This is a genomic window from Limnohabitans sp. 15K (genome assembly GCF_002778285.1).
Classification (GTDB): Bacteria; Pseudomonadota; Gammaproteobacteria; order Burkholderiales; family Burkholderiaceae_C; genus Limnohabitans_A.
The window spans coordinates 474,259-494,900 of sequence record NZ_NESM01000001.1 but is presented as its reverse complement, the minus strand read 5'-3'; the positions used below and the strand labels follow the sequence as shown (position 1 = coordinate 494,900).

The window sequence follows — 20,642 nt, the reverse complement described above, 5'->3', positions numbered from 1 at the left end:
GGAGCGACGCCCCCGTCGCGATCTGCTTCTCAGAGGCAGACCGAGACTCAGGCTTCAGTCATCACGCATCAGGTTGTGCCATGGGCGCTGCCTGCTTGAAGGCATCCAGCTCGCCACATGCTTGATCGATGGCGCTGATGAGCGGCCAGCGGGCCATGTCCACGTTGAAGCGACGGGCGCTTTCAACTTGGGGGATCAAATACACATCGGCCAGTGTGGGCGTGTCGCCAAAGCTGAAACGCCCGCGCGTGGTGTTTGCAGCCAACAGGGCTTCATAGGCGTCAAACCCGTCGCTGATCCAGTTGCCGCACCAGGCGTTGACCGCGGCTTCGTCGGCCCCAAACTGCTTGCGCAGGGTTTGCAAAATGCGTCGGTTGTTGAGGGGGTGAATGTCACAGCCCACCATGGCCGCTAAGGCCCGCACATGGGCTCGAGCCTCTGCACCTTGGGGCAGCAGGGCGGGTGTGGGGTGTTTTTCTTCCAGCCACTCGATGATGGCGGGTGACTGGATCATCACCTGATCGCCGGTGTCCAGCGCAGGCACCAAGCCTTGGGGGTTGATGGCCTTGAACGCCTCTTTTTGCTGCTCATCGACCCTCAGATCCACCGCCACATAGTCGGTGGCAATGCCTTTGAGGTTGAGTGCAATGCGCAAGCGGTGCGAGGTGCCGCTTCGGAAAAAACTGTAAAGCTTCATGGGTTTACTCCGCTGCGCCGATGGTCAAGGCGAGCTCGGCCACACCTTCCACGCGACCGGTGATCTTGTCACCAGGCACCACGGCGCCCACACCTTCAGGTGTGCCGGTGTAAATCAGGTCGCCCGGTTGCAGGTGGTAGTAAGTGGACAGGTCGGCGATGATTTCGCGGATGTTCCAGATCAGCTTGTCCACGTCAGACGACTGTTTGGTGGTGCCGTTGACTTCCAACGCAATCGTGCCGTTCTCGATCACCACGCCGGGCATGGGCACGATCTCGGTGCAGACCGAGCCTTGCTCGATGTCTTTGCCCGTGTCCCAAGGGCGGCCTTTGTCGCGGGCCACCAGTTGCAGGTCGCGGCGGGTCATGTCCAGGCCTGCGCCATAACCGTAGACCAGCTCATGCGCGTTGGCTTCGCTCACGCGAAAACCGGCTTTGCCAATGGCCAGCACCAGCTCCATCTCGAAGTGGTAGTTGTTGGTGCGAGGTGGGTAAGCCACTGTTGCGCCGCTTTCCACCAGGGTCTGGGGCGACTTGGTGAAATAAAAGGCCTGTTCGACGCTCTTGTCGACGGGGCGGCCCATTTCAACGGCATGTGCATGGTAATTGCGGCCGACACAAAAAATGCGGTTGACGGGGAAGCGTTCCTTTTGGCCACGGATAGCCAAGGACTGGACGGCAGGGGGGGTGAACAGGTAAGAGGTCATGGAGTTTGCAGTGGTGATGGTGTGGGGGCGGAGTAAAAATCAGCCGCGATTCTCGTACACACCCAGCTTGCGGTGCAGGGGTGATTCGTCGGCGATGAAGATGAAGGCAGGTTTGTCCGTCTGAAGGTTCTTAAGTGTCACGGCCTCATAACCAGGGGCGCAGCAGGTGTCGGCTTCGACCATTTGGAAAGTCTTGTCCACGATGTGGGCTTCGACCTGGCCTTCGATGACATGGAACACCTGGGCGGGAGAGCGCGCGGGCATGCGCAGGCTCTGGCCAGGGCGCAGCATCAGCGCGTAAAAACCCAAGATGTTTTCAGCATCACCACCGGTTTCGGGGTTGGTGTAGGTCACTTGCACCTGCTCCAAACCGGCATCGTCAGAGGCCAGGGATTCGAGCGCGGCCTTGGCGTCTTTCCAGGCGTAGCGCAGCATGGGGTAGGCCTTCTTGCTGCGCTCAAACACATGCGATGGCACCACACCGCCACGGGCGTATTGCTTGTCGCCTTGGCCGGGCACCACGGTCTGGCGGTCGCCGTTGATGTGGTAGCTCGCCTCCATGTAATAAACCAAGGGCAGGTCCAGCACATCCAGCCAGATCACGGGATCGGTGCCGTCGTGGCCGTGCTCGTGCCACAGGCCCGTGGGCGTCAGGATCAAGTCGCCTCGACTCATGGGGCATTTCTCGCCGTCCACGGTGGTCCAGGCGCCTTCGCCTTCCACCACCATGCGCACTGCGTTGGGGGTGTGGCGGTGGCTAGGGGCCCACTCGCCGGGCATGAGCAGTTGCATGCCCAAGTACATGGCGGCCGAGGCTTGCATCTTGTCGAGGCCATGGCCGGGGTTGGCCAGTACCAGCACGCGGCGCTCGGCTTTTTCAATCGGGGTGAGTTCGCCCGCTTTGAGCAGCAGGGGCTTGATGTCTTTGTAAGCCCAGCAAGTGGGTTGTGTCTGGCGGGTGGGCACTTTGGGGGGCAGCACGCCGCGCAGGCTGGGCCACAGAGGCACCAGGTTCAGGTCGCGCAGGTCCTGCACATAGTCTTTGGGCAGGTCTTCGAGTCGTCCGAGATCGTTCATGAGGCGTGTCCTTGCAATCCATTGTTTTGTGCGGCATCGAGGCCATTGCCGACATTCCAGCCGTACAGCCATTGCCCCGCATCATAAAACCATCGGCCAGCCGACCGCGCCACACCCGGCAAAGCGACTAAAATTCACCGACCGCCCGGTTGGTTAATTCGAACAGACCGGGTTTGTACTTTTCAGAAAGCGCTTTCCCATGTCCCAAGTCCTGCAAAGTTTCATCGGTGGCCAATGGATCGGCCAACAAGGCGCGCAAGCCCTGCGCAGCGCCATCAACGGTCAGACCGTGTACCAAACCCATGCCGAAGCCCTCGACTTTGGCGACGCGGTGCATTACGCCCGCACCGTGGGCCTGCCCAATTTGCTCAAGCTCGACTTTCAGGAGCGCGCCCAGCGCCTCAAGGCCCTGGCCAAGTACCTGGGTGAGCACAAAGAGCAGCTCTATGCCATCTCGGCCCACACCGGCGCCACACGCGCCGACAGCTGGGTGGACATCGAAGGCGGCGCGGGCACGCTGTTCGCCTATTCGGGCATGGGCAGCAACGAATTGCCCAGCGGCAACCTGATCCACGAAGGCCCGGCATTCCCTCTGGGCAAAAAAGGCGGCTTTGCGGGCACGCACATCCTGGTGCCGCGTGGCGGCATCGCGGTGCACATCAACGCCTTCAACTTCCCCATCTGGGGACTGCTTGAAAAGTTCGCGCCCAGCTTCCTGGCGGGCATGCCCTGCATCGGCAAACCCGCTTCATCCACCAGTTACCTGACCGAAGCCATGGTGCGCCTGGTCGAGCAATCGGGCATCTTGCCTGCGGGCGCTTTGCAACTGGTGATCGGCTCCACCGGTGACTTGCTCGACCGCCTGAACGGCCAAGACGTGGTCACCTTCACCGGCTCGGCCGACACCGCAGCCATGCTGCGCGTGCACCCCAATGTGGTCAAACACAGCATCCCCTTCAACGCCGAAGCCGACTCGCTCAACTGCGCCATCCTCGCGCCCGATGTGACGCCCGACGACGAAGAGTTTGACCTGTTCGTGAAAGAAGTCGCCCGCGAGATGACCGTCAAGGCGGGCCAAAAATGCACCGCGATCCGGCGCGCCATCGTGCCGCGCCAGCACCTCGATGCTGTGGTTGAACAGCTCAAGGCCCGCTTGGCCAAAGTGGTGGTGGGCGACCCGTCGGTCGAGGGCGTGAAGATGGGTGCTTTGGCCTCGCATTCCCAACAAGCCGACGTGGCCGAGCGTGTGGCGCTGCTGCGCCAAAGCGCTGAGCTGGTGTTTGGCGGCGGTGCCGATTTCAGTCCCGTGGGGCATGGCGTCGAGGGCGGTGCTTTCTTCCAGCCCACACTGCTGATGTGCCAAAAGCCTTTGCACACCAACAGCGTGCACGACGTGGAAGCCTTTGGCCCCGTGAGCACGCTCATGCCTTACGACGGCATTGACGAAGCCCTGCAGCTGGCCGCACGCGGTCAGGGCAGTTTGGTCGGCACGCTGGTCACCAAAGACCCCCAAATCGCCGCCCGCGTGATCCCAGTTGCGGCCGCTTTGCATGGCCGCCTGCACATCCTCGACCGCGAATCGGCTGTGGAATCGACCGGTCACGGCTCACCTCTGCCCCCGCTCAAACACGGCGGCCCTGGCCGTGCAGGTGGCGGTGAAGAACTCGGCGGCATCCGCGCCGTCAAGCACCTGATGCAGCGCACCGCGTTGCAGGGCTCACCCACCATGATCGCTGCCGTCACGGGCGAGTACATGCGCGGTGCCAAGTTGATCGAGACCGAGGTGCACCCCTTCCGCCGCTATTTCGAAGAGTTGCAAATTGGCGAGAGTTTGCTGACCCACCGCCGCACCGTGGGCGAGGCCGACATCGTGGCCTTTGGTGGCCTGTCGGGTGACTATTTCTACATGCACTTCGACGAGATCGCGGCCAAGGATTCGCCCTTTGGCAAGCGCATCGCGCACGGCTACTTTGTGCTGTCGGCGGCGGCGGGCCTGTTTGTCTCGCCCGCGCCCGGTCCGGTGCTGGCCAACTACGGTTTAGACACGCTGCGCTTCGTCAAGCCCGTGGGCATTGGCGACACCATCCAGGCCCGCCTGACGGCCAAACGCAAGATCGACCGCCAGAAAAAAGACGCCAACGGTGTGGGCCAAGGCGTGGTCGCTTGGGACGTGGAGGTCACCAACCAGCTCGGTGAGGTCGTGGCCAGCTACGACATCTTGACGCTGGTGGCCAAGAAGGGCTGAGGCCCATCCGGGATAATCTTCAGCATGAGATCACCTATTGCCGTTGTGGATGTCGACCGTTGTGACACTTGGACCCGTTACAAGGCCGGCTTGTGCGACACCTGCGCCGCCAATTGCTGCACCATGCCGGTCGAGGTCAAGCTGGCCGATCTGGTGCGCTTGGGGTTGGTTGATCCGTTTGAGGCCGAGCACGATGACGCTAAAAAAATCGCCAAAAGGTTGGATAAAGCGGGCCTCATTGAGCACTTCAATTTTAAGAACAGCATTTTTATGCTGTCCCGACGGGCCAGTGGCGATTGTCAATTTTTAGATGCGCAAACCCGACGCTGCACGGTGTACGCCAAAAGACCCGACACTTGTCGTTTGCACCCGCAAATAGGGCCTCGGCCGGGGCATTGTCCGTTTGGGTCCAAGCTCCAGAGCCGTTGAGCCTCTAAACCGTTAAAATCATCAGAAGTTATTTTCAGAACATACCTCATGGATTCGCAACATTACATCTCCAAATGCCATGCCGAGCTTCAGCTCGCAGTGGCCTCATTGGGGGGAGATGCGGCATCTCCTCGGTTGTTCGACATGGCTGAATTGATCATTCAGTCCATGACAGGGCCATGGCGCTCTTTCCATACCCCCGAACACATCTTTGACGTCGGCTCTGGTGGAACACCTGTCGAAGTGATTGCCGCCCTTTTCCATGATTTGGTGTATGCCCAAGTGGACTCCGGTATCCACGTTAACTTGGCGCGCTATTTGGCTTCTTATGTTCGCGAAAACGCCAAGGGCTTGGTGATCGATCCCACAGACGACGCACCCGCTGAAGATCTTGAATTGGTGATGACTTTGTTTGGTTTTGAGCGGGGGCAAGTCTTGTCGCCTTTCGCTGGGCTCAATGAATTCCTCAGTGCTTTGTTGGCCGTCCGTATCTTGGAGTGTGTGCTGCCTAAACCTGTGCGCGCTCAGATCGCCGCTTGCATTGAAGCGACCGTGCCATTTCGCAGCGCCCAAGCAGACGGCAAAACCTGCTCGCAACTGTTGTTCGAGCGTTTGATGCTGGCCAATCAAAACCATGCACTCGGGTTGGACGACGCCAGCTGCAAGGACACAGTGCTGATGGGCGTGAGGGTGGCCAACCGTGACATTGGCAACTTTGCCAGTGAGCACCCCTCCGAGTTCCTCAACAACACCTGGAACTTGATCCCCGAGACCAACCACGATTTGGTCAGCACCAACACTTACACCGTCAAGGGGTACCGGATTTCCTTGCAGAAGATGGAGGGTTTCCTGGGCTTTTTGCAGCCACCCGCCGTGTTCAGGCAGTTCGCGCAAGAGCCCTCAGACCAAGAGCATCAACGCCGGTTGGATTTGACTTTGCGCAATTTGGAAGTGGCACGCCTTTATTTGCGTCTCAAATTGCTGTCGATCGCTTTGATCGAGTCTTTGTCCCTGAGTTTGGGAGAAGAAGTTTCTTTGTCCTCGATCATGGGCAAGTTACCGGGCAAGGTCGATTTCCCAATTCAGTTTGAAAACTACTTGCCTGTCATTGCGAATCCCTATCAAGCTCAAAACGATCAAGAAGTGATCGTGATGGACTTGCTGGAAACGGGGCGCTCGGCCGAATCTGTGCACGATGCACGGCACTCGCCTGTGGCCAGTTACATGGTCAAAGCCATGGGCATTCAGGCCAGTCTGCAGTTGCTGGAGCAAGCCCGGGGTTTCTTTGCCGGAAAAATCACCGGTGATGATTTGTTGAACCATGCCCCTGCTGAGGTGGTTCAAGGTTTGCGCGGTGCCATGGTCGAGGTATTTGAGCGACGCGCTGATCTGTACCGCGCGAATTGAATTTCAACCCACCTGATTGCCCATAGACACCCATGGGCCAATACACGAAGTTCACAGCGCCAGACAAACACCTGTTCAGGGCTTATGTTGCGCACCCATCAAGTCCCCCGCGAGGTGCTTTGGTTCTCTTGCATGAGATGGATGCAAGGTCTGTCAATCGTGTGGATTCGGGTTTAAGACAAAACCCGATGCCTGGGGTGAGCCAGCGCATCCGGAATTTGGCCAAAGAACATGCGTCCAGGGGCTATCTGGTGGTTGCGCCGTCTTTGTTTGGCAGAGGTCGGGCAGGGCAAGACCATGGGTACCGATACCAGATGACTGCCACAGGCGAGCAATTGCTGAAACCGTTGCAGCCCATCGAATCAAGCCGAGCGATGGCGGATATTCAGACGGTGGTCACTTGGGCCCAGTCCCAGATTCCTCAGGGCAAAGTGGGCATCATGGGATTTTGCTGGGGAGGCTTGCTCGCCTGGCAAGCTGCATGCACTATCCCGCAAGTTTTCGCAGCGACTTCTTTTTATGGGGGCGGGATGACGAACCCGCAAGTCCTCAACCTGCAACCGATGTGTCCCGTCCTGGTCCATCTGCCAGCCAACAGCTTGTGGATGACACAAGAGTCGATGGATCAATTTGTGGCTGCGCAGCATGATCTGCATGAGGCGCAACAACTGGCATCCTCAGGTCATACCCCTCCCATGGTTCAAATTCACCGGTACGAGAAGGCAGCTTATGGCTTCGATCACGGCGGCAGCCGGCAGCACGATCTGGTGGCCTCGCAAGCGGCCATCGAAATGACGAGTGCCCAATGAAAAAGCCTTCCCGCTTTGCAGCGGGAAGGCTTTTTGTTTTGGAGCGAAGACGTTTACATCGTGTCGATGAAACTGCGCAGCTTGTCTGAGCGGCTGGGGTGCTTGAGCTTACGCAGCGCCTTGGCTTCGATCTGGCGGATGCGTTCGCGGGTCACGTCAAACTGTTTGCCCACTTCTTCCAAAGTGTGGTCGGTGGACATCTCGATGCCAAAACGCATGCGCAGCACTTTGGCTTCGCGTGGCGTCAGGCTGTCCAAGATGTCCTTGACCACATCACGCAGACCCGCTTGCAATGCCGCGTCGATGGGCGCTGTGTGTGTGCTGTCTTCGATGAAATCGCCCAAATGGCTGTCGTCGTCGTCACCGATCGGCGTTTCCATGGAGATCGGCTCTTTGGCAATCTTCATGATCTTGCGGATCTTGTCTTCCGGGATTTCCATCTTTTCGGCCAGGACAGAGGCATCGGGCTCAAAGCCGAATTCCTGCAAGTGCTGACGCGAAATGCGGTTCATCTTGTTGATGGTCTCGATCATGTGCACCGGGATGCGGATCGTGCGGGCCTGGTCCGCAATGGAGCGGGTGATGGCCTGACGGATCCACCAGGTGGCGTAGGTCGAGAACTTGTAGCCGCGGCGGTATTCGAACTTGTCCACCGCCTTCATCAAACCGATGTTGCCTTCCTGGATCAAGTCCAGGAACTGCAGACCGCGGTTGGTGTACTTTTTAGCGATGGAGATCACCAGACGCAAGTTGGCCTCGATCATTTCCTTCTTGGCATCGCGTGAAGAGCGTTCGCCCGCGTTCATGCGTTTGTTGATGTCCTTGAGTTCATCCAGCGGCACCACCACCTGAGATTGCAGGTCCATCAGCTTTTGCTGGAGGTCTTGCACGGGCGGGATGTTGCGGCCCATGACGGCGCTCCAGCTCTTGCCCGCAGCGGCTTGTTTCTCAATCCACTTGAGGTTGAGCAACTGCGACTCCACGCGCTTGCCGTTCTTGTCGCGACCGCTGAAGTCGGCAATGAAGTTGTCTTGTGGGTAGCCGCATTTGTCCACGATGATGCGGCGCAGTTCGCGCTCTTTCTTGCGAACGTCGTCCACCTGGCCGCGCACCATATCGCACAGCTTTTCGATGGTTTTGGCGGTGAAACGGATCGTCATCAGCTCTTCTGACAAGGCCGATTGCACCTTGACGTAAGCAGGCGTACCCCAGCCTTCTTTGTCGTACACCTTGTGCACTTTTTCGAAGTATTCGGTGATGCGCTCAAAGCGTTCCAGGGCCTGGTTTTTCAGCTCTTCGAGCTTCTTGGTCAGGGCCTTGGAGCCGCCTTTGCCATCGTCGTCGTCGGCTTCGTCGAACTCGTCAAAATCTTCTTCGGCCACGTAATCATCGGCTTCGTTCAAGTTGGCGAAACCGTCCACCACGGTGGAGATGACGACCTTACCTTCACGGATTTCGTTGGCCATGCGCAGAATTTCGGCGATGGTGGCAGGCGATGCGCTGATCGCAGCCATCATGTCCATCAAGCCGCCTTCGATGCGCTTGGCAATTTCAATTTCGCCTTCGCGGGTCAGCAATTCCACGGTGCCCATCTCGCGCATGTACATGCGCACGGGGTCGGTGGTGCGGCCAAATTCGCTGTCCACGGTGGACAGGGCGGCTTCAGCGGCTTCTTCGGCTTCTTCTTCGGTCGAGCCTGTCGGCGCGTTGTCCGTGATGATCAGGCTCTCGGCGTCCGGCGTTTGCTCGTACACCGCCACGCCCAGGTCGTTCAAGGTGGCGATCACCACTTGCAGGGTTTCGGCATCGACCAGTTTGTCTGGCAAGTGGTCGCTGATTTCACCGTTGGTGAGGTAGCCACGGGTCTTGCCCAGTTTGATCAGGGCTTTCAGACGGTCGCGGCGTTGCACCATCTCGGCTTCGGTCAGGACGGTTTCGTCCAAGCCAAATTCTTTCATCAAGGCGCGCTCTTTGGCCTTGCTGATCTTCATGCGCAGGGGCTTGACCTTCTCGGTGGAGTCGGAAGTGGCTTCGGCGACCGGTTCGCCTTCCAAGTCAGCTTCTATTTCGAGTTCATCTTCCAGACTCGGCTCTGCGATGCTGCCTTTTTTCTTGGGACCACGCTTGGCGCCGGTCACGACTTTTTTGGCCGCTGGTTTTTTGTCTTCGGCCGGAGCAGCCTTGGCTGCTTTGGCGGTTTTTTTCACTTCCACTTCGACCGCAGCTTCTTTGGCTTTGGGGGTGGTCTTCTTGTCGGTTACTTCAGATTTCTTGGCGGGCACAGATGCGGCTTTCTTCACAGGCTTGGCAGGAGAGGCCGGGCTAGCCGTTGCTTTGACTGGGCTGGGTGCTGCCTTCGCGACTGGTTTGGCTGCCGTTTTCGCTGCGGGTTTTGCAGCGACTTTGGCAGGTGCCTTGGCCTTGCTCACCACAGGGGCGGGCTTTTGGGCTGGGGCTTTAGCAGTTGCAGGGCTTTTTGCTGTGGGCTTGGCGACGGGCGCGGGGGCTTTTTTGGCAACAGCGGTCTTGGCAACGGGTTTGGATTTGGCTTGGGCCTGGGCAGGCTTCTTCGACTTTTGAGCAGGCATGGACACCTCAGAACATCAAAACAGACAAGGAAACGGACACAGTCAGCGCCAAATACATCCCGGCGCGGGCGTGGGTTAAGGACACAGATCAACCCCCAATATGGGTGTCAAAACTGCAATGGCAAGAAGGTGGGCGAACATTTGGAATGCAGTCCTTGCGGAACGGTGACCGGCCCACATGGGGGCGTCGCGCTGGTGGCGTTGGTCTAGCCGGAGGTGCTGCTGTCGCTCTTGCCGAAAAAAGTGGATTATACCGAAGGATGGAACGGTCAGCGGGCAGGGCGAATGGCTGTTTTGGGGCGAAAGGCCTTACAAATGTCGTCCTTGGTTTCCATGTACGGGCCGCCAATCAAGTCGACGCAATAGGGCACTGCCGCAAAAATGCCGTGAACCACCTGTTTGCCATCAACGTCCTTTAGGCCTTCCAGGGTCTCAGCAATCGACTTGGGCTGGCCCGGCAGGTTGATGATCAGGCTTTGTCCACGGATCACCGCCACCTGGCGCGAAAGAATGGCAGTTGGCACAAATTTCAGGCTGATCTGGCGCATTTGTTCGCCAAAGCCGGGCATTTCTTTGTCGGCCACGGCCAGTGTGGCCTCGGGCGTCACGTCGCGCAGGGCAGGGCCTGTGCCGCCGGTGGTCAGCACCAGTGAGCAACCGGCATCGACCAGCTCGATCAGGGTGGCGCTGATGCTGTCTTTTTCGTCGGGAATCAAGCGGGGCTCGAAGCTGATCGGGTTGTGCAGTGCCTTCGTCAACCAGTCTTGCAAAGCAGGCAGGCCCTTGTCTTCGTAGACACCCGTGCTGGCCCTGTCGCTGATGGACACGATGCCGATCTTGATCGGGTCAAAAGCGTTCAGGTCTGCAGGGGTTTCACTCATTTTCAGCATCCTCTTCGGCAGTTTCATCGCTTTGGCCGCCGGTCAAAACGCTGCGCACCATCTTGAACATTTCGCGGTAAGCGCGGCTTTGGCGTGGGGCCAGTCCTTGCGATACGGCGGCATTGCTCACCGGTACAGCGTCTTTTCGGGCTTGGCGCACCAAGGCGCGCAGCTGCTGGATATCGGTTTGTGGATAGTGTGCGATCCACTCACCCACCGCCGCATCGTCGGCAATCAAGCGGTCGCGCCAGGCTTCGGCCAAGTGCAGGGCTTGTGTGTCTTTGGCGCTGCCCAAACGCTGGATGTCAAGGGCTTCGCGAACGGTCTGCAACGTTTCAGGGCTGAGCAAACGCATTTGCTTGCCGATGAATTGCATCTGGCGGCGCTTGCCTTCAAAGTTGGTGATGCGTTTGGCTTCGGCCAAGCCATCGACCAGTTTGTCAGGCAGGGCCAGGCCCTCCATCAGGTCGCGGCGCAGGGTCAGCAGCTCTGTGCCCAGGTCCTGCAGCTCGGTGCTTTCGCGCTTGAGTTCGGTGCGGCTGGGGCCGTCTAAGCCACCTTTGAGCTCTCGCTTGTAATCCAGGTCCAGTTCGCTGCCTTCGGCAACAAATTGACCACGGACGAAATAGCCTTTTTTGGGTTTACGGGACATGACTGGGGGAACTCGTTTTCAGATGCAGCGCTGGGGCAGGGTGGCAAGTATCATAGCGGTCACTGCGAGCCCGGTGCCCGCCATTTTTTTCGAGACCCCTTCCGTGAAAAAAAACGCCTCTGTACGCGCTTCGTCTTCGCAACCCCATGACGGTTTCAGCTACTCGCGTGACCATTTTGAAGAGCTGGTCGACACCGCCTTGCACCATGCCAAAAAACTCGGGGCCACCAATGCGGGTGCCGAAGCTTCTGAGGGTTGCGGCCTGTCGGTCAGCGTGCGCAAGGGCGAGTTGGAAAACGTGGAGCGCAACCGCGACAAATCGCTGGGTGTGACGGTTTATGTGAAGCATCGCCGTGGCAATGCCAGCACATCGGACTTTTCCAAAGCCGCGATCGAGCGCACGGTGCAAGCCGCTTACGACATTGCCCGTTTCACGGCCGAAGATCCGACAGCCGGTTTGCCGGACGAAGCCGACATCGAAATCCATCACCGCGATCTGGACCTGTTTCACCCGTGGTCCATCAATAGCGAAGAAGCAGCCCGCATCGCGCTGCAATGCGAGGCTGCTGCACTTAAAACCAGCCGCCGAATCACCAACAGCGACGGCGCTGCTGTGTCGGCCCAGCAAAGCCATTTTTTCAGTGCCCACACGCACGGTTTTCGAGGCGGTTATGCCAGCTCGCGCCACAGTGTCTCGGTGGCACCCATTGCCAAACTGCCGGGGCGCAACGCCGAAATGCAACGCGACGCCTGGTACACCTCGATGCGATCGGCCCAAGAGTTGGCATCGGTCGAGGCCGTGGGCCGTTATGCCGCTGAGCGCGCTTTGTCGCGCTTGGGTGCACGCAAGATCGCCACCACCGAATGCCCAGTGCTTTTCGAGTCACCCGTGGCTGCTGGCTTGTTGGGTGGTTTTGTCCAGGCCGTGAGTGGCGGGGCGCTGTACCGAAAGAGCAGCTTTTTGCTGGACTCGCTGGGCAAAAAGGTGTTTCCCAAGCACATCGACATCGAAGAAGATCCGTTTGTGCTGCGCGGCAAAGGCAGCTCGCCCTTTGACGACGAAGGTGTGCGTTCGGTCAAACGCAAAGTGGTCAAGGGGGGGCGCGTTGAAGGTTACTTTTTGAGCAGCTACTCGGCCCGTAAGCTGGGCATGAAGACCACCGGCAACGCGGGTGGCTCACACAACATGACCCTGACTTCTCGATTGACGCAGGCGGGCGATGATCTGGATGCCATGCTGAAAAAGCTGGGCACAGGCCTGTTTGTGACCGAGTTGATGGGTCAGGGCGTGAACTACGTCACCGGTGACTATTCACGCGGGGCCAGTGGTTTTTGGGTCGAAAACGGCCAGATTGCCTACCCGGTGCATGAGATCACCATCGCGGGCAACCTGAAAGACATGCTCATGGGCATTGAGGCTGTGGGCTCGGACACTTACAACATGGGTGCCAAAACCACCGGCTCCATTTTGGTCAACCGCATGAAGTTGGCAGGCAGCTGAGGCCCGCCGCGCTGTGCAGGCTGAACTCTTGGCGGCGTTGGCCGCCTTGTCGTGGGCGGTGGGCAGTTTGTTTTCTGCAGCGGCATCCAGCCGCATGGGTGCGTTTGCTTTCACCCGTTGGCGTTTGTTTTTTGCGCTGACCTTGCTTTGGGCATTGGCAACCTTCACAGGGCAGTGGCGCACCCTCGACACCGCGAGTGTGGGCTTGCTTGCTTTGTCCGGCCTGATTGGCATTTTCATTGGCGACACGGCCTTGTTCGCCTGCATGAACCGTCTGGGGCCTCGGCGCAGCGGCGTGCTGTTTGCCTCGCACGCTTTGTTTTCCACCTTGCTGGCTTGGTTGTTTCTGGGGGAGACCCTGTGGGGCTGGACTTTGGTCGGTGGCAGTTTGCTGGTCTCGGGCGTGATGGTGGCTATTGTGTGGGGCCGCCGCGAGAGTGAAACCCACGCTTGGGAAAACACCCAAGGGTCTTTGTGGACGGGGGTTGTGCTGGGCTTGTTGGCGGCGGTGTGCCAGTCGGTCGCCACCTTGATGGTCAAGCCTTTGATGGCCTCAGGCGTGGATGCTGTGGCGGCTTCTGCTGTGCGCACATCGGCCAGCTTTTTGGCGCATTTGGTCTTGCTGTGGGCCGGGGCCAAGGTGGCGCGCGTGCAAAACCCTTTGAATGCCAAAACCCTGCTCAACACCTGGGCCAGTGCAGCAGTGGCGATGGCCTTGGGCATGACTTTGATCTTGCAGGCGCTGCAGACCGGTCAAGCCAATTTGGTGGGCATTTTCTCGTCGCTGACCCCGATTTTGCTTTTGCCACTGCTGTGGGGGGTGTACCGCCGCCGCCCAGCTTGGGGGGCTTGGGGTGGGGCGGTATTGGCGGTGGCCGGGGCGGCGCTGATCTTGCAGGCTTAGCCCCTTTTTGGCATCAGCCCGCCAGTTGGGTTTTACATGTTTCAGCTGGGCCGAGCCTCACGCATCAACGCCATGAACAGGTTGCTGTCCAGGGCGTGCAGTGTGCCCTGTGGCTTGTGCGTCGGCATGGATTGCGCTGCAAAAAGCGCATTCATGATGGCCTCTTCGGTGACTTGAATGGTGGCCTCGTACACCGGGTCCAGCGCCGATTCGTCCAATGCCTGAACTGGGTGTAGGAGTGGTCCGGGCCGCCTCACGCCTCGGGCTTCACGGGCATTGGCGGTTGAAAAGGCCAAGGTGATTTCACCCGAATAGTTCCCCGCGCTGCCGCCCAACAAGGCGACCCCCATGGGCACACGCCCAGCCACCAGCGCCAGTTGTTTGGCGTCCAGAGGCAAGTCGGTGGCGACGATGGTGATCAGTGAGCCCGTTTCTGCCATGCCTTGGGAAAATGGCGAAGGCTGAGGCCACAGCCGACCCAAGGGTTGGCCGCGCCAGCAAAATTGGCCTCGGCCCCCAAAATTGGATTGAACAAAGACACCCAGGGTGCCTTGCAGGCCCTCCAGTTGAATGGTTCTGGAGCTCGATCCACTGCCGCCCTTGAAGCCAAAGGTTTGCATGCCCATCCCGCCCCCGCAATTGCCTTGCGCAATGGGGCTTTTACCCAATTGATGTGCCCGTTGTGCGCAAGCCCACGCTTGTTCCAGTGCAAGCCGGGCATGCTCAGGTCGAACCTGCAGGGCCAAAATATCATTGGTAAAGCCGTCGTAGGTTTCGGCGACAACGGGCATGGCCCAAAAATGGTCATTTTCAAACAGGTCTTTGTAGCGTTGAGCCATCCAGTTCACTGCGGCCTCGTGTGCCGCCCCCACCGCGTGGGTGTTGGTGATCAACACAGGGCTGTTCAGGCGTCCACTGTCTTTGATCCAATGGCTGCCAGTCATTTCACCATTGCCGTTCTGCGAATGAATGGCAGCAGGACAAGACATCAACAGGGTTGAATCCCCCATAGGCAAGATGGCGGTCACACCCGTGCGAAAGGGTCGACCCTCTGCATTCAAACCGTCGTGGTCCCAATAGCCCACCGACACATCGGCCACATCGACGATGGAATTGGTCGCGCCAGGGGTGCCAGAAAACGCAAGGCCGCATTCTCGTGGAGATGGACGAAGAGCATTCAAAAGTTCGATTTCCTGTGTTTTAGGTCTTGACCGGTTTGACCGGAAGGCGCTGGGCTTTATCGCCAGTGGCGTTGCCTGATGTCTTCAAAATGCGAGGCCCATTGACGCGTCAAGTCGCGTTGGTAGTCTTGCAGTTTTTGCGCTGGCATTTGATCGTGCTGGGGCGTGAAGGGGCAGGGCGCTTCAGTTTTGTGGCCAGACAATTGCTCCAGCACGGCAAGGCCCCAAAAAGGAACAGACACAGGGCAGTAGCCCCCTTCGTGGGTCATGACCAAACGACCTTGTGCATGACGGCGAGCCACATCCATGACCGCATCGGTCATCCACCTGAACGCGACGCCATCGAGCAGCATGCGGCCCAAGGGGTCAAAACGCCCGGCATCGTAGCCACAAGCGACGATGATCAACTCGGGTCGATAAGCCTCCAGAGCGGGCAAAACGACTTGTTCAAAGGCCTCGCGGTAAGCGCCGAAGCCACAACCGGGTGGCAAGGGGAGGTTGAGGTTGTAGCCCAGTCCTTGGCCTGTACCCAGCTCGTCGGCTTCGCCTTTGACAAACAAATAGCCTGCCTGTTGGTGCACCGAAACGGTCAGCACATCGCTTCGGTTTTCAAAGCACTTTTGGGTGCCGTTGCCAAAGTGCACATCCCAGTCAACGATGGCCACTCGCTGCAAACCATGGACTTCAATGGCATGGGCTGCAGCCAAAGCGGCATTGGCAAACACGCAAAAACCCATGCCTTGCTCAGGTTCTGCGTGGTGGCCGGGCGGTCGGGTCAAGGCGTAGGCGGTTTGGGCCTGGCCCAGCATCACGGCATCGACGGCGCTCAGGGCGCAACCTGCGGAACGTCTGGCCGTGTCCCAGCCGTTGGACGAAATGGGCGCGCCGATGCCGGTGTCGCCGCCGCCTTGTTGGGCAATGGCTTGGACTTTGCTGACGTAATCGGCGCTGTGCAGACGGGTGAGTTCGTGCACTTGGGCGTCCCGCGCTGGCATCATCTGCAGCTGCGACATCATGCCGCTGGTTTGCAGCAAGTTGTGCAGCCGCCGCTTGGGGTCGGCGTTTTCGATGTGGCGGTTGTAAGGCTCCACAAAGCCGCCGGGCTTGAGCATCAGGGCGTAGTTGCCCGGGTCATGCCAAAAGCACAATTCGTCGGTGATGTAGGCGGTGGTGTGTGCTTTGGCGTTCATGTGATGGGTTGGCGTTTGGCAAACAAGTCCGACACAAGCGGCCACACCAGCAGCACCAAAGTGGTGGCGACCAGGATGGCCGAAATGGGGCGCTCGATAAAGGGCAAAAAGGAGCCTTCGCTGCGGCCCAAGGTTTGGCGCAAGGTGGCTTCGAGGGTGTCGCCCATGACCATGCCCAAAATCAGGGGAATGGTCGGGATGTTGGCCCGAGCGCACACCAAGCCCAGCACGCCGAAGACAGCGGCGATGATCACGTAATACATATTGTTGGCCGCTGAAAACGCACCGACAAAACACAGCGCCAATATGGCCAGTCCCAAAATGCGCGGGTTGACATAGGCCAGGCGCGCCAAGGGTTTGACGGTGAGCACCAGCAAGGCCAGGATGACCACGTTGATGACCAGCAAGGAGGCCAGAACACCGTTGATGATTTCGGGGCGGTCCATGAACAGCGAGGGTCCGGGCACGATGCCATGCACCACGAACACGCCCATGATGATGGCGGTGATCGCATCACCCGGGATGCCCAGCGTGAGCACGGTGATCATGGCGCCACCGGAGTTGGAATTGTTGGCACATTCGGCGGCCACGATGCCCTCGGGGTTGCCTTGGCCAAACGGGGTGGGGTCTTTGGCACCGCGTTGAGTCCAGAAGTAGGCCAATGAAGTGGACAGCGCCGCACCCACAGCCGGCAGCACGCCAATGGCCGAGCCCATGAACAAGCCCTTGGCCATGGCTTTGGGGTATTTGAAAGGCTCCAAAAATCCGCGCCAAGACACGCCTGCGTTCTGAATCAGCGAAGCATCAAATCGGGGAACCGGCGAACTGACCATGACCAGGGCTTGCGCCATGCCAAACAAGCCCACCGCCACAGGCACCAGCGGAATGCCACTGAGCACGCCTGCGATGCCAAAGGTGTAGCGCTGTTCGTTGGAGTTAGGGTCAATCCCCACAGTGGCCAAAAAGAAACCCAAGCCCATCATCATCATGGCCGAGGCGAATTGCCTGCGGTAGGCTTTGCCCACACACACGGCCGCCAGCACAATGGCCATGACACTTTCTGGCGCGCCAAAACGGGCCGCAAAGCCGGCCATGGGCCTGGCCGCCAGCCCCAGCAGCAAAGCGCTGACGATGCCGCCCGCAAAGGCCGACATGAAGGCCAGCGACAGTGCCCGCTGTGCTTGGCCGTTTTTGGCCATCGGGTAGCCATCGAACATGGTCATGATGGAAGATGCTTCGCCGGGCGTGCGAATCAGGATAGAGGTGACAGCTCCCCCATAAAAAGCGCCGCAATAAACACCCAGCAGCAGCGAGATACCCGCCAGCGGGGCCATGCCGTAAGTGAAGGGCAGCAGCACGGCAATCGTCACGCCCGGCCCCACACCGGGCAAGACGCCCACCACGATGCCCAAGGCCGCACCGATGAGCAAGGCGATGGCGATTTGCCAGGTCCCTAAAGAGGCAAAGCCCTGACTCAGGCTGTCAAAAAATTCCATGATCAGATCAACCAGCCATGGCCGAAGTAAACCTTCAGCACTTTGACAAACACCACCCACATGCCCAAAGAGAGCAGCACACTCAGGCCCAGCGTGGCGCGCCGGCTCAGGCCCAGCCAGGCCCCGCTGGCCGTCAAAAAGAGCCAGGTGCTCGACAGGTAGCCCATCCATGGCACTGCCAGCATGTACAGGCCAAACAAGGCCAGCATGCCCAAAGCCTGCCTGATGTTGGCGGCGCTGGAGTCGAGTTCATCCGAGTCGGCCAGCTCCAGCGCATTTCTGCGTTGGTACAACTCGAACAAGCCCGCCATGCAGGCCAAACCCAAAGTCACGCGCGGGAAAAAAGCCGCCGATTCAAACCAGGCGGCTTGTGCTGGGTAGGGCGTGATCAGCTGAGGTGTGGCCATCAGCACCGCGGCTGCAACCAAGGACAGGAGCAAGACCAGCCCCTTGTCCCATGACCACGTCAAATTGTCGGATGCAGAGTTCACTTTTTGGCAAAACCCAGCTCGGCCATCAACTCGGCGATCCATTTGGTGTCATCAGCCACTCGCTTGGTCATTTGATCGGCCGTCATAGGCAGCCCTGGGATGCCTGCCTTCTTGAATTGGTCTTGCACGGGTTTATCTTTGAGAGCCTCCATCATCACCGCAGACAACTTGTTGACAATGTCTTTGGGGACACCGGCTGGTGCAGCCATGCCGCCCCAAGAATAGATTTCGCCATAGCCTTCTTCTGCGGGCGTGGCCACGTTGGGAAACACTGGGTTGCGAGAGGGCCCCCAGGCCGACAGGATTTTGATCTGACCTGCTTTGGCGTAAGAGACGGCGCCCTCTGCGCCTGCCGTAGTCACATCGGCGTCCCCTGCCACCAGCTCTTTGGCGGTGGGGTTGGGGAAAGCCACGACTTTGTAAGCCCAGCCGTCTTTTTTGGCGATCTTGGCCGCAATCAAGGCGGGCACGGCCGCAGGTGCATAACTGCCGATGGTGACCGGTTTGCCCGATTTTTTGGCCCAAGCGGCAAACTCTTTCAGGTTGTTGGCCGGAATGTCGCCACGTGCAGCCAACACGAAGTCGTTGATCAACATGCCGCCCACGGCTTGGTAGTCGGCCATTTTGTAGGGGGTGTTGCCCGCAACGATTTGCGAAATGCCAGGGCCGGGTGTCCAGGTGCCGATGGTGTAGCCATCGGGTTTGGCGCGGGTCATTTCGGCAAAGCCCACCACGCCGCCGCCGCCGGGCTTGTTGATCACTTGCACCGGCACGCCCAAGCGCTTGCTCATGCCTTCGGCCAGCAATCGCGTCACCACGTCCATGTCGTTGCCCGGTGGGTAGGGGTAGATGATCTCGATGGGCTTGCTGGGCCATTTGTCTTGCGCCATGGCGGGCAGGGCGACGGCAAGGGCCATGGCTGCGAGGGTGATCAGTCGGATGCGATGGGTCATGGTTGTCTCCAGTCAGTTGAGGGCAATGGGGATGGGGGCATTAAACTTTTTCGGCCGCTGAGAACGCAAGGTGTAAAACCCTGAGAGATTCGTCGACGTTCTCTCGGGTGAAGACCAGGGGTGGCGACAGGATCAGCCGGTTGCCTTGCACGCGGATGATGGCGCCTTCGTGGCGGGCTGTGCCGACCAGGGTCTGGATGTAGGCCGAAGGCGGCACCAGCATGGCCTTGCTGGCTTTGTCGGTCACCAGTTCGACGGCGGCCATCAGGCCTTTGCCGCGCACTTCGCCCACATGGGCGTAACGCATCAACTCTTGCAGCTTGTCTTGCATGTAAGCCCCCACGCGGCTGGCGTTGCCGGGCAGGTCTTCGCTGGCCACAATGTCCAGATTCGCGTTGGCCGCAGCGCACGCCAGCGCATGGCCTGAATAGGTGTAGCCGTGCATCAGCGCAGCGGGCACGCCGGGCTGGTTCCAGGCGCTGGCCACACGTTCGTTGATGAGGGTGGCGCCCAAAGGCACATAGCCCGAATTGATGCCCTTGGCCATGGCCATGATGTCCGGGGCCACGCCCCAAGCGCGGGCGCCGCACATGGCGCCGATGCGACCAAAGCCGGTCACGATCTCGTCGCTGATGAGCAAGATGCCGTGCTGGTCGAGCAGTTGCCTCAGACCTGGCCAGTAGCTGTCGTGCGGCACGATCACGCCACCAGCGCCTTGCACCGGCTCGGCCACCAGGGCGGCGATGTTGTGCGCCCCAACTTGCGCGATCAGCTGGGCCAATTGGTCAAGGCACAGCTGAGCGAGCTTTGCCGGGTCAGTTTCGTTCCAGGGGTTGCGGTAGGTGTAGGGCGTTTCGGCCAAGTGGCAGCCCGGCATCAGGGGCTCGTAGGCGCTGCGGAACATCGGGTTGCCGTTGATGGACGCGCCACCAAAATGCACCCCGTGGTAGCCCCATTTGAGCGAGATGAACTGGTGACGATCGGGCTGGCCGTTCAGCTTCCAGTATTGGCGCGCCAGTTTGAGCGCGGTCTCGACCGCGTCCGAGCCACCGGAGGAAAAGAACACCTTGTTCATTTTTTCCGGCGCGAACATGCGCATCAGCCGGGCCGACAGTTCGATGGCGGGCGGGTTGGAGGTGTTTTGAAAGGTGGAGTAGTAAGCCAGTTTGTCCAGCTGCGCCTTAATGGCGTTGATGACCTCGGGGCGGTTGTGCCCCACGTTCACGTTCCACAGCGAAGCCACGGTGTCCAGGTAGCGCTTGCCGTCAATGTCGTAAACATAGACGCCTTCACCCCGGTCAATGATCAGGGGCGGCGAAGCCTGCACCGCCTTGGGGTCGATCATGGGATGGTACATGTGCTGCGCGTTGGCACTGCGGATGTCGATGCTGTTGGAATTCATAGCCCTCAGCATAGGCATCAAGGGGGTAATGGA

Annotated in this window: 18 protein-coding genes; 6 read left to right on the top strand and 12 right to left on the bottom strand. The window is 59.4% G+C overall.

Annotated features, from left to right (window positions below; all coding sequences use genetic code 11):
- Positions 1-61: 61 nt before the first annotated feature.
- Genes maiA through B9Z40_RS02280 form a run of 3 tightly spaced genes read right to left on the bottom strand, consistent with a single transcriptional unit; the run spans position 62 to position 2,480 of the window.
- Positions 62-697, bottom strand: coding sequence for a maleylacetoacetate isomerase (gene maiA / locus B9Z40_RS02290; RefSeq protein WP_100171696.1), 636 nt, complete (start codon positions 695-697; stop codon positions 62-64).
- Between the two features lie 4 nt (positions 698-701).
- Positions 702-1,403 carry a fumarylacetoacetate hydrolase family protein gene (locus B9Z40_RS02285; RefSeq protein ID WP_100171695.1) on the bottom strand — a complete coding sequence of 234 codons (702 nt, stop codon included), beginning with the start codon at positions 1,401-1,403 and terminating at the stop codon, positions 702-704.
- 39 nt (positions 1,404-1,442) lie between these two features.
- The gene (locus tag B9Z40_RS02280) at positions 1,443-2,480 is read right to left on the bottom strand and encodes a cupin domain-containing protein (RefSeq protein ID WP_100171694.1); all 1,038 of its coding nucleotides are present in this window, start codon (positions 2,478-2,480) and stop codon (positions 1,443-1,445) included.
- 199 nt (positions 2,481-2,679) lie between these two features.
- On the opposite strand from B9Z40_RS02280, the gene paaZ reads away from it, so the two are divergent.
- Genes paaZ through B9Z40_RS02260 form a run of 4 tightly spaced genes read left to right on the top strand, consistent with a single transcriptional unit; the run spans position 2,680 to position 7,370 of the window.
- Positions 2,680-4,725, top strand: a complete 2,046-nt coding sequence (paaZ, locus tag B9Z40_RS02275; protein ID WP_100171693.1) for a phenylacetic acid degradation bifunctional protein PaaZ — start codon at positions 2,680-2,682, stop codon at positions 4,723-4,725.
- 24 nt (positions 4,726-4,749) lie between these two features.
- Positions 4,750-5,154 (top strand): YkgJ family cysteine cluster protein, encoded by a 405-nt coding sequence (locus B9Z40_RS02270; protein WP_100171692.1) that lies wholly within the window; start codon positions 4,750-4,752, stop codon positions 5,152-5,154.
- Between the two features lie 48 nt (positions 5,155-5,202).
- Positions 5,203-6,561: a hypothetical protein gene (locus B9Z40_RS02265; RefSeq protein ID WP_100171691.1), complete on the top strand. Its 1,359-nt coding sequence runs from the start codon at positions 5,203-5,205 to the stop codon at positions 6,559-6,561.
- Positions 6,562-6,593: 32 nt separating this feature from the next.
- Positions 6,594-7,370: a dienelactone hydrolase family protein gene (locus B9Z40_RS02260; protein WP_100171690.1), complete on the top strand. Its 777-nt coding sequence runs from the start codon at positions 6,594-6,596 to the stop codon at positions 7,368-7,370.
- Positions 7,371-7,423: 53 nt separating this feature from the next.
- On the opposite strand, the gene rpoD is transcribed toward B9Z40_RS02260, so the two are convergent.
- From rpoD to yjgA, 3 genes are all read right to left on the bottom strand, one after another.
- Positions 7,424-9,958 carry an RNA polymerase sigma factor RpoD gene (gene rpoD / locus B9Z40_RS02255; RefSeq protein WP_199172468.1) on the bottom strand — a complete coding sequence of 845 codons (2,535 nt, stop codon included), beginning with the start codon at positions 9,956-9,958 and terminating at the stop codon, positions 7,424-7,426.
- A gap of 269 nt (positions 9,959-10,227) precedes the next feature.
- A complete protein-coding gene (gene mog / locus B9Z40_RS02250; protein ID WP_100172867.1) occupies positions 10,228-10,839 on the bottom strand; it encodes a molybdopterin adenylyltransferase in 612 nt (203 codons plus the stop codon).
- On the bottom strand, positions 10,832-11,491 hold the full coding sequence (gene yjgA / locus B9Z40_RS02245) for a ribosome biogenesis factor YjgA (protein ID WP_100171689.1): 660 nt from the start codon (positions 11,489-11,491) through the stop codon (positions 10,832-10,834). Before yjgA ends, mog begins: the two co-directional genes overlap by 8 nt.
- 22 nt (positions 11,492-11,513) lie before the next feature.
- Between yjgA and pmbA the strand changes: the two genes are divergently transcribed.
- Positions 11,514-12,992: a metalloprotease PmbA gene (gene pmbA, locus B9Z40_RS02240; protein ID WP_100171688.1), complete on the top strand. Its 1,479-nt coding sequence runs from the start codon at positions 11,514-11,516 to the stop codon at positions 12,990-12,992.
- Positions 12,993-13,005: 13 nt separating this feature from the next.
- The gene (locus B9Z40_RS02235) at positions 13,006-13,896 is read left to right on the top strand and encodes a DMT family transporter (protein WP_100171687.1); all 891 of its coding nucleotides are present in this window, start codon (positions 13,006-13,008) and stop codon (positions 13,894-13,896) included.
- A gap of 41 nt (positions 13,897-13,937) precedes the next feature.
- Here B9Z40_RS02235 and B9Z40_RS02230 read toward each other — a convergent pair whose 3' ends face one another.
- The 6 genes from B9Z40_RS02230 to B9Z40_RS02205 are packed head-to-tail and all read right to left on the bottom strand — an operon-like array spanning position 13,938 to position 20,609.
- Positions 13,938-15,077 (bottom strand): P1 family peptidase, encoded by a 1,140-nt coding sequence (locus B9Z40_RS02230; protein ID WP_100171686.1) that lies wholly within the window; start codon positions 15,075-15,077, stop codon positions 13,938-13,940.
- Between the two features lie 56 nt (positions 15,078-15,133).
- The gene (locus B9Z40_RS02225) at positions 15,134-16,267 is read right to left on the bottom strand and encodes a class II histone deacetylase (RefSeq protein ID WP_100171685.1); all 1,134 of its coding nucleotides are present in this window, start codon (positions 16,265-16,267) and stop codon (positions 15,134-15,136) included.
- Positions 16,264-17,763 (bottom strand): tripartite tricarboxylate transporter permease, encoded by a 1,500-nt coding sequence (locus tag B9Z40_RS02220; RefSeq protein WP_100171684.1) that lies wholly within the window; start codon positions 17,761-17,763, stop codon positions 16,264-16,266. Before B9Z40_RS02220 ends, B9Z40_RS02225 begins: the two co-directional genes overlap by 4 nt.
- Positions 17,764-17,765: 2 nt before the next feature.
- Positions 17,766-18,254 (bottom strand): tripartite tricarboxylate transporter TctB family protein, encoded by a 489-nt coding sequence (locus tag B9Z40_RS02215; protein ID WP_233204756.1) that lies wholly within the window; start codon positions 18,252-18,254, stop codon positions 17,766-17,768.
- Positions 18,251-19,207: a tripartite tricarboxylate transporter substrate binding protein gene (locus B9Z40_RS02210; protein ID WP_100171682.1), complete on the bottom strand. Its 957-nt coding sequence runs from the start codon at positions 19,205-19,207 to the stop codon at positions 18,251-18,253. The genes B9Z40_RS02215 and B9Z40_RS02210 overlap by 4 nt, the downstream gene beginning before the upstream one ends.
- Before the next feature lie 40 nt (positions 19,208-19,247).
- Positions 19,248-20,609, bottom strand: a complete 1,362-nt coding sequence (locus B9Z40_RS02205) for an aminotransferase class III-fold pyridoxal phosphate-dependent enzyme (RefSeq protein WP_100171681.1) — start codon at positions 20,607-20,609, stop codon at positions 19,248-19,250.
- Between the last annotated feature and the right edge of the window lie 33 nt (positions 20,610-20,642).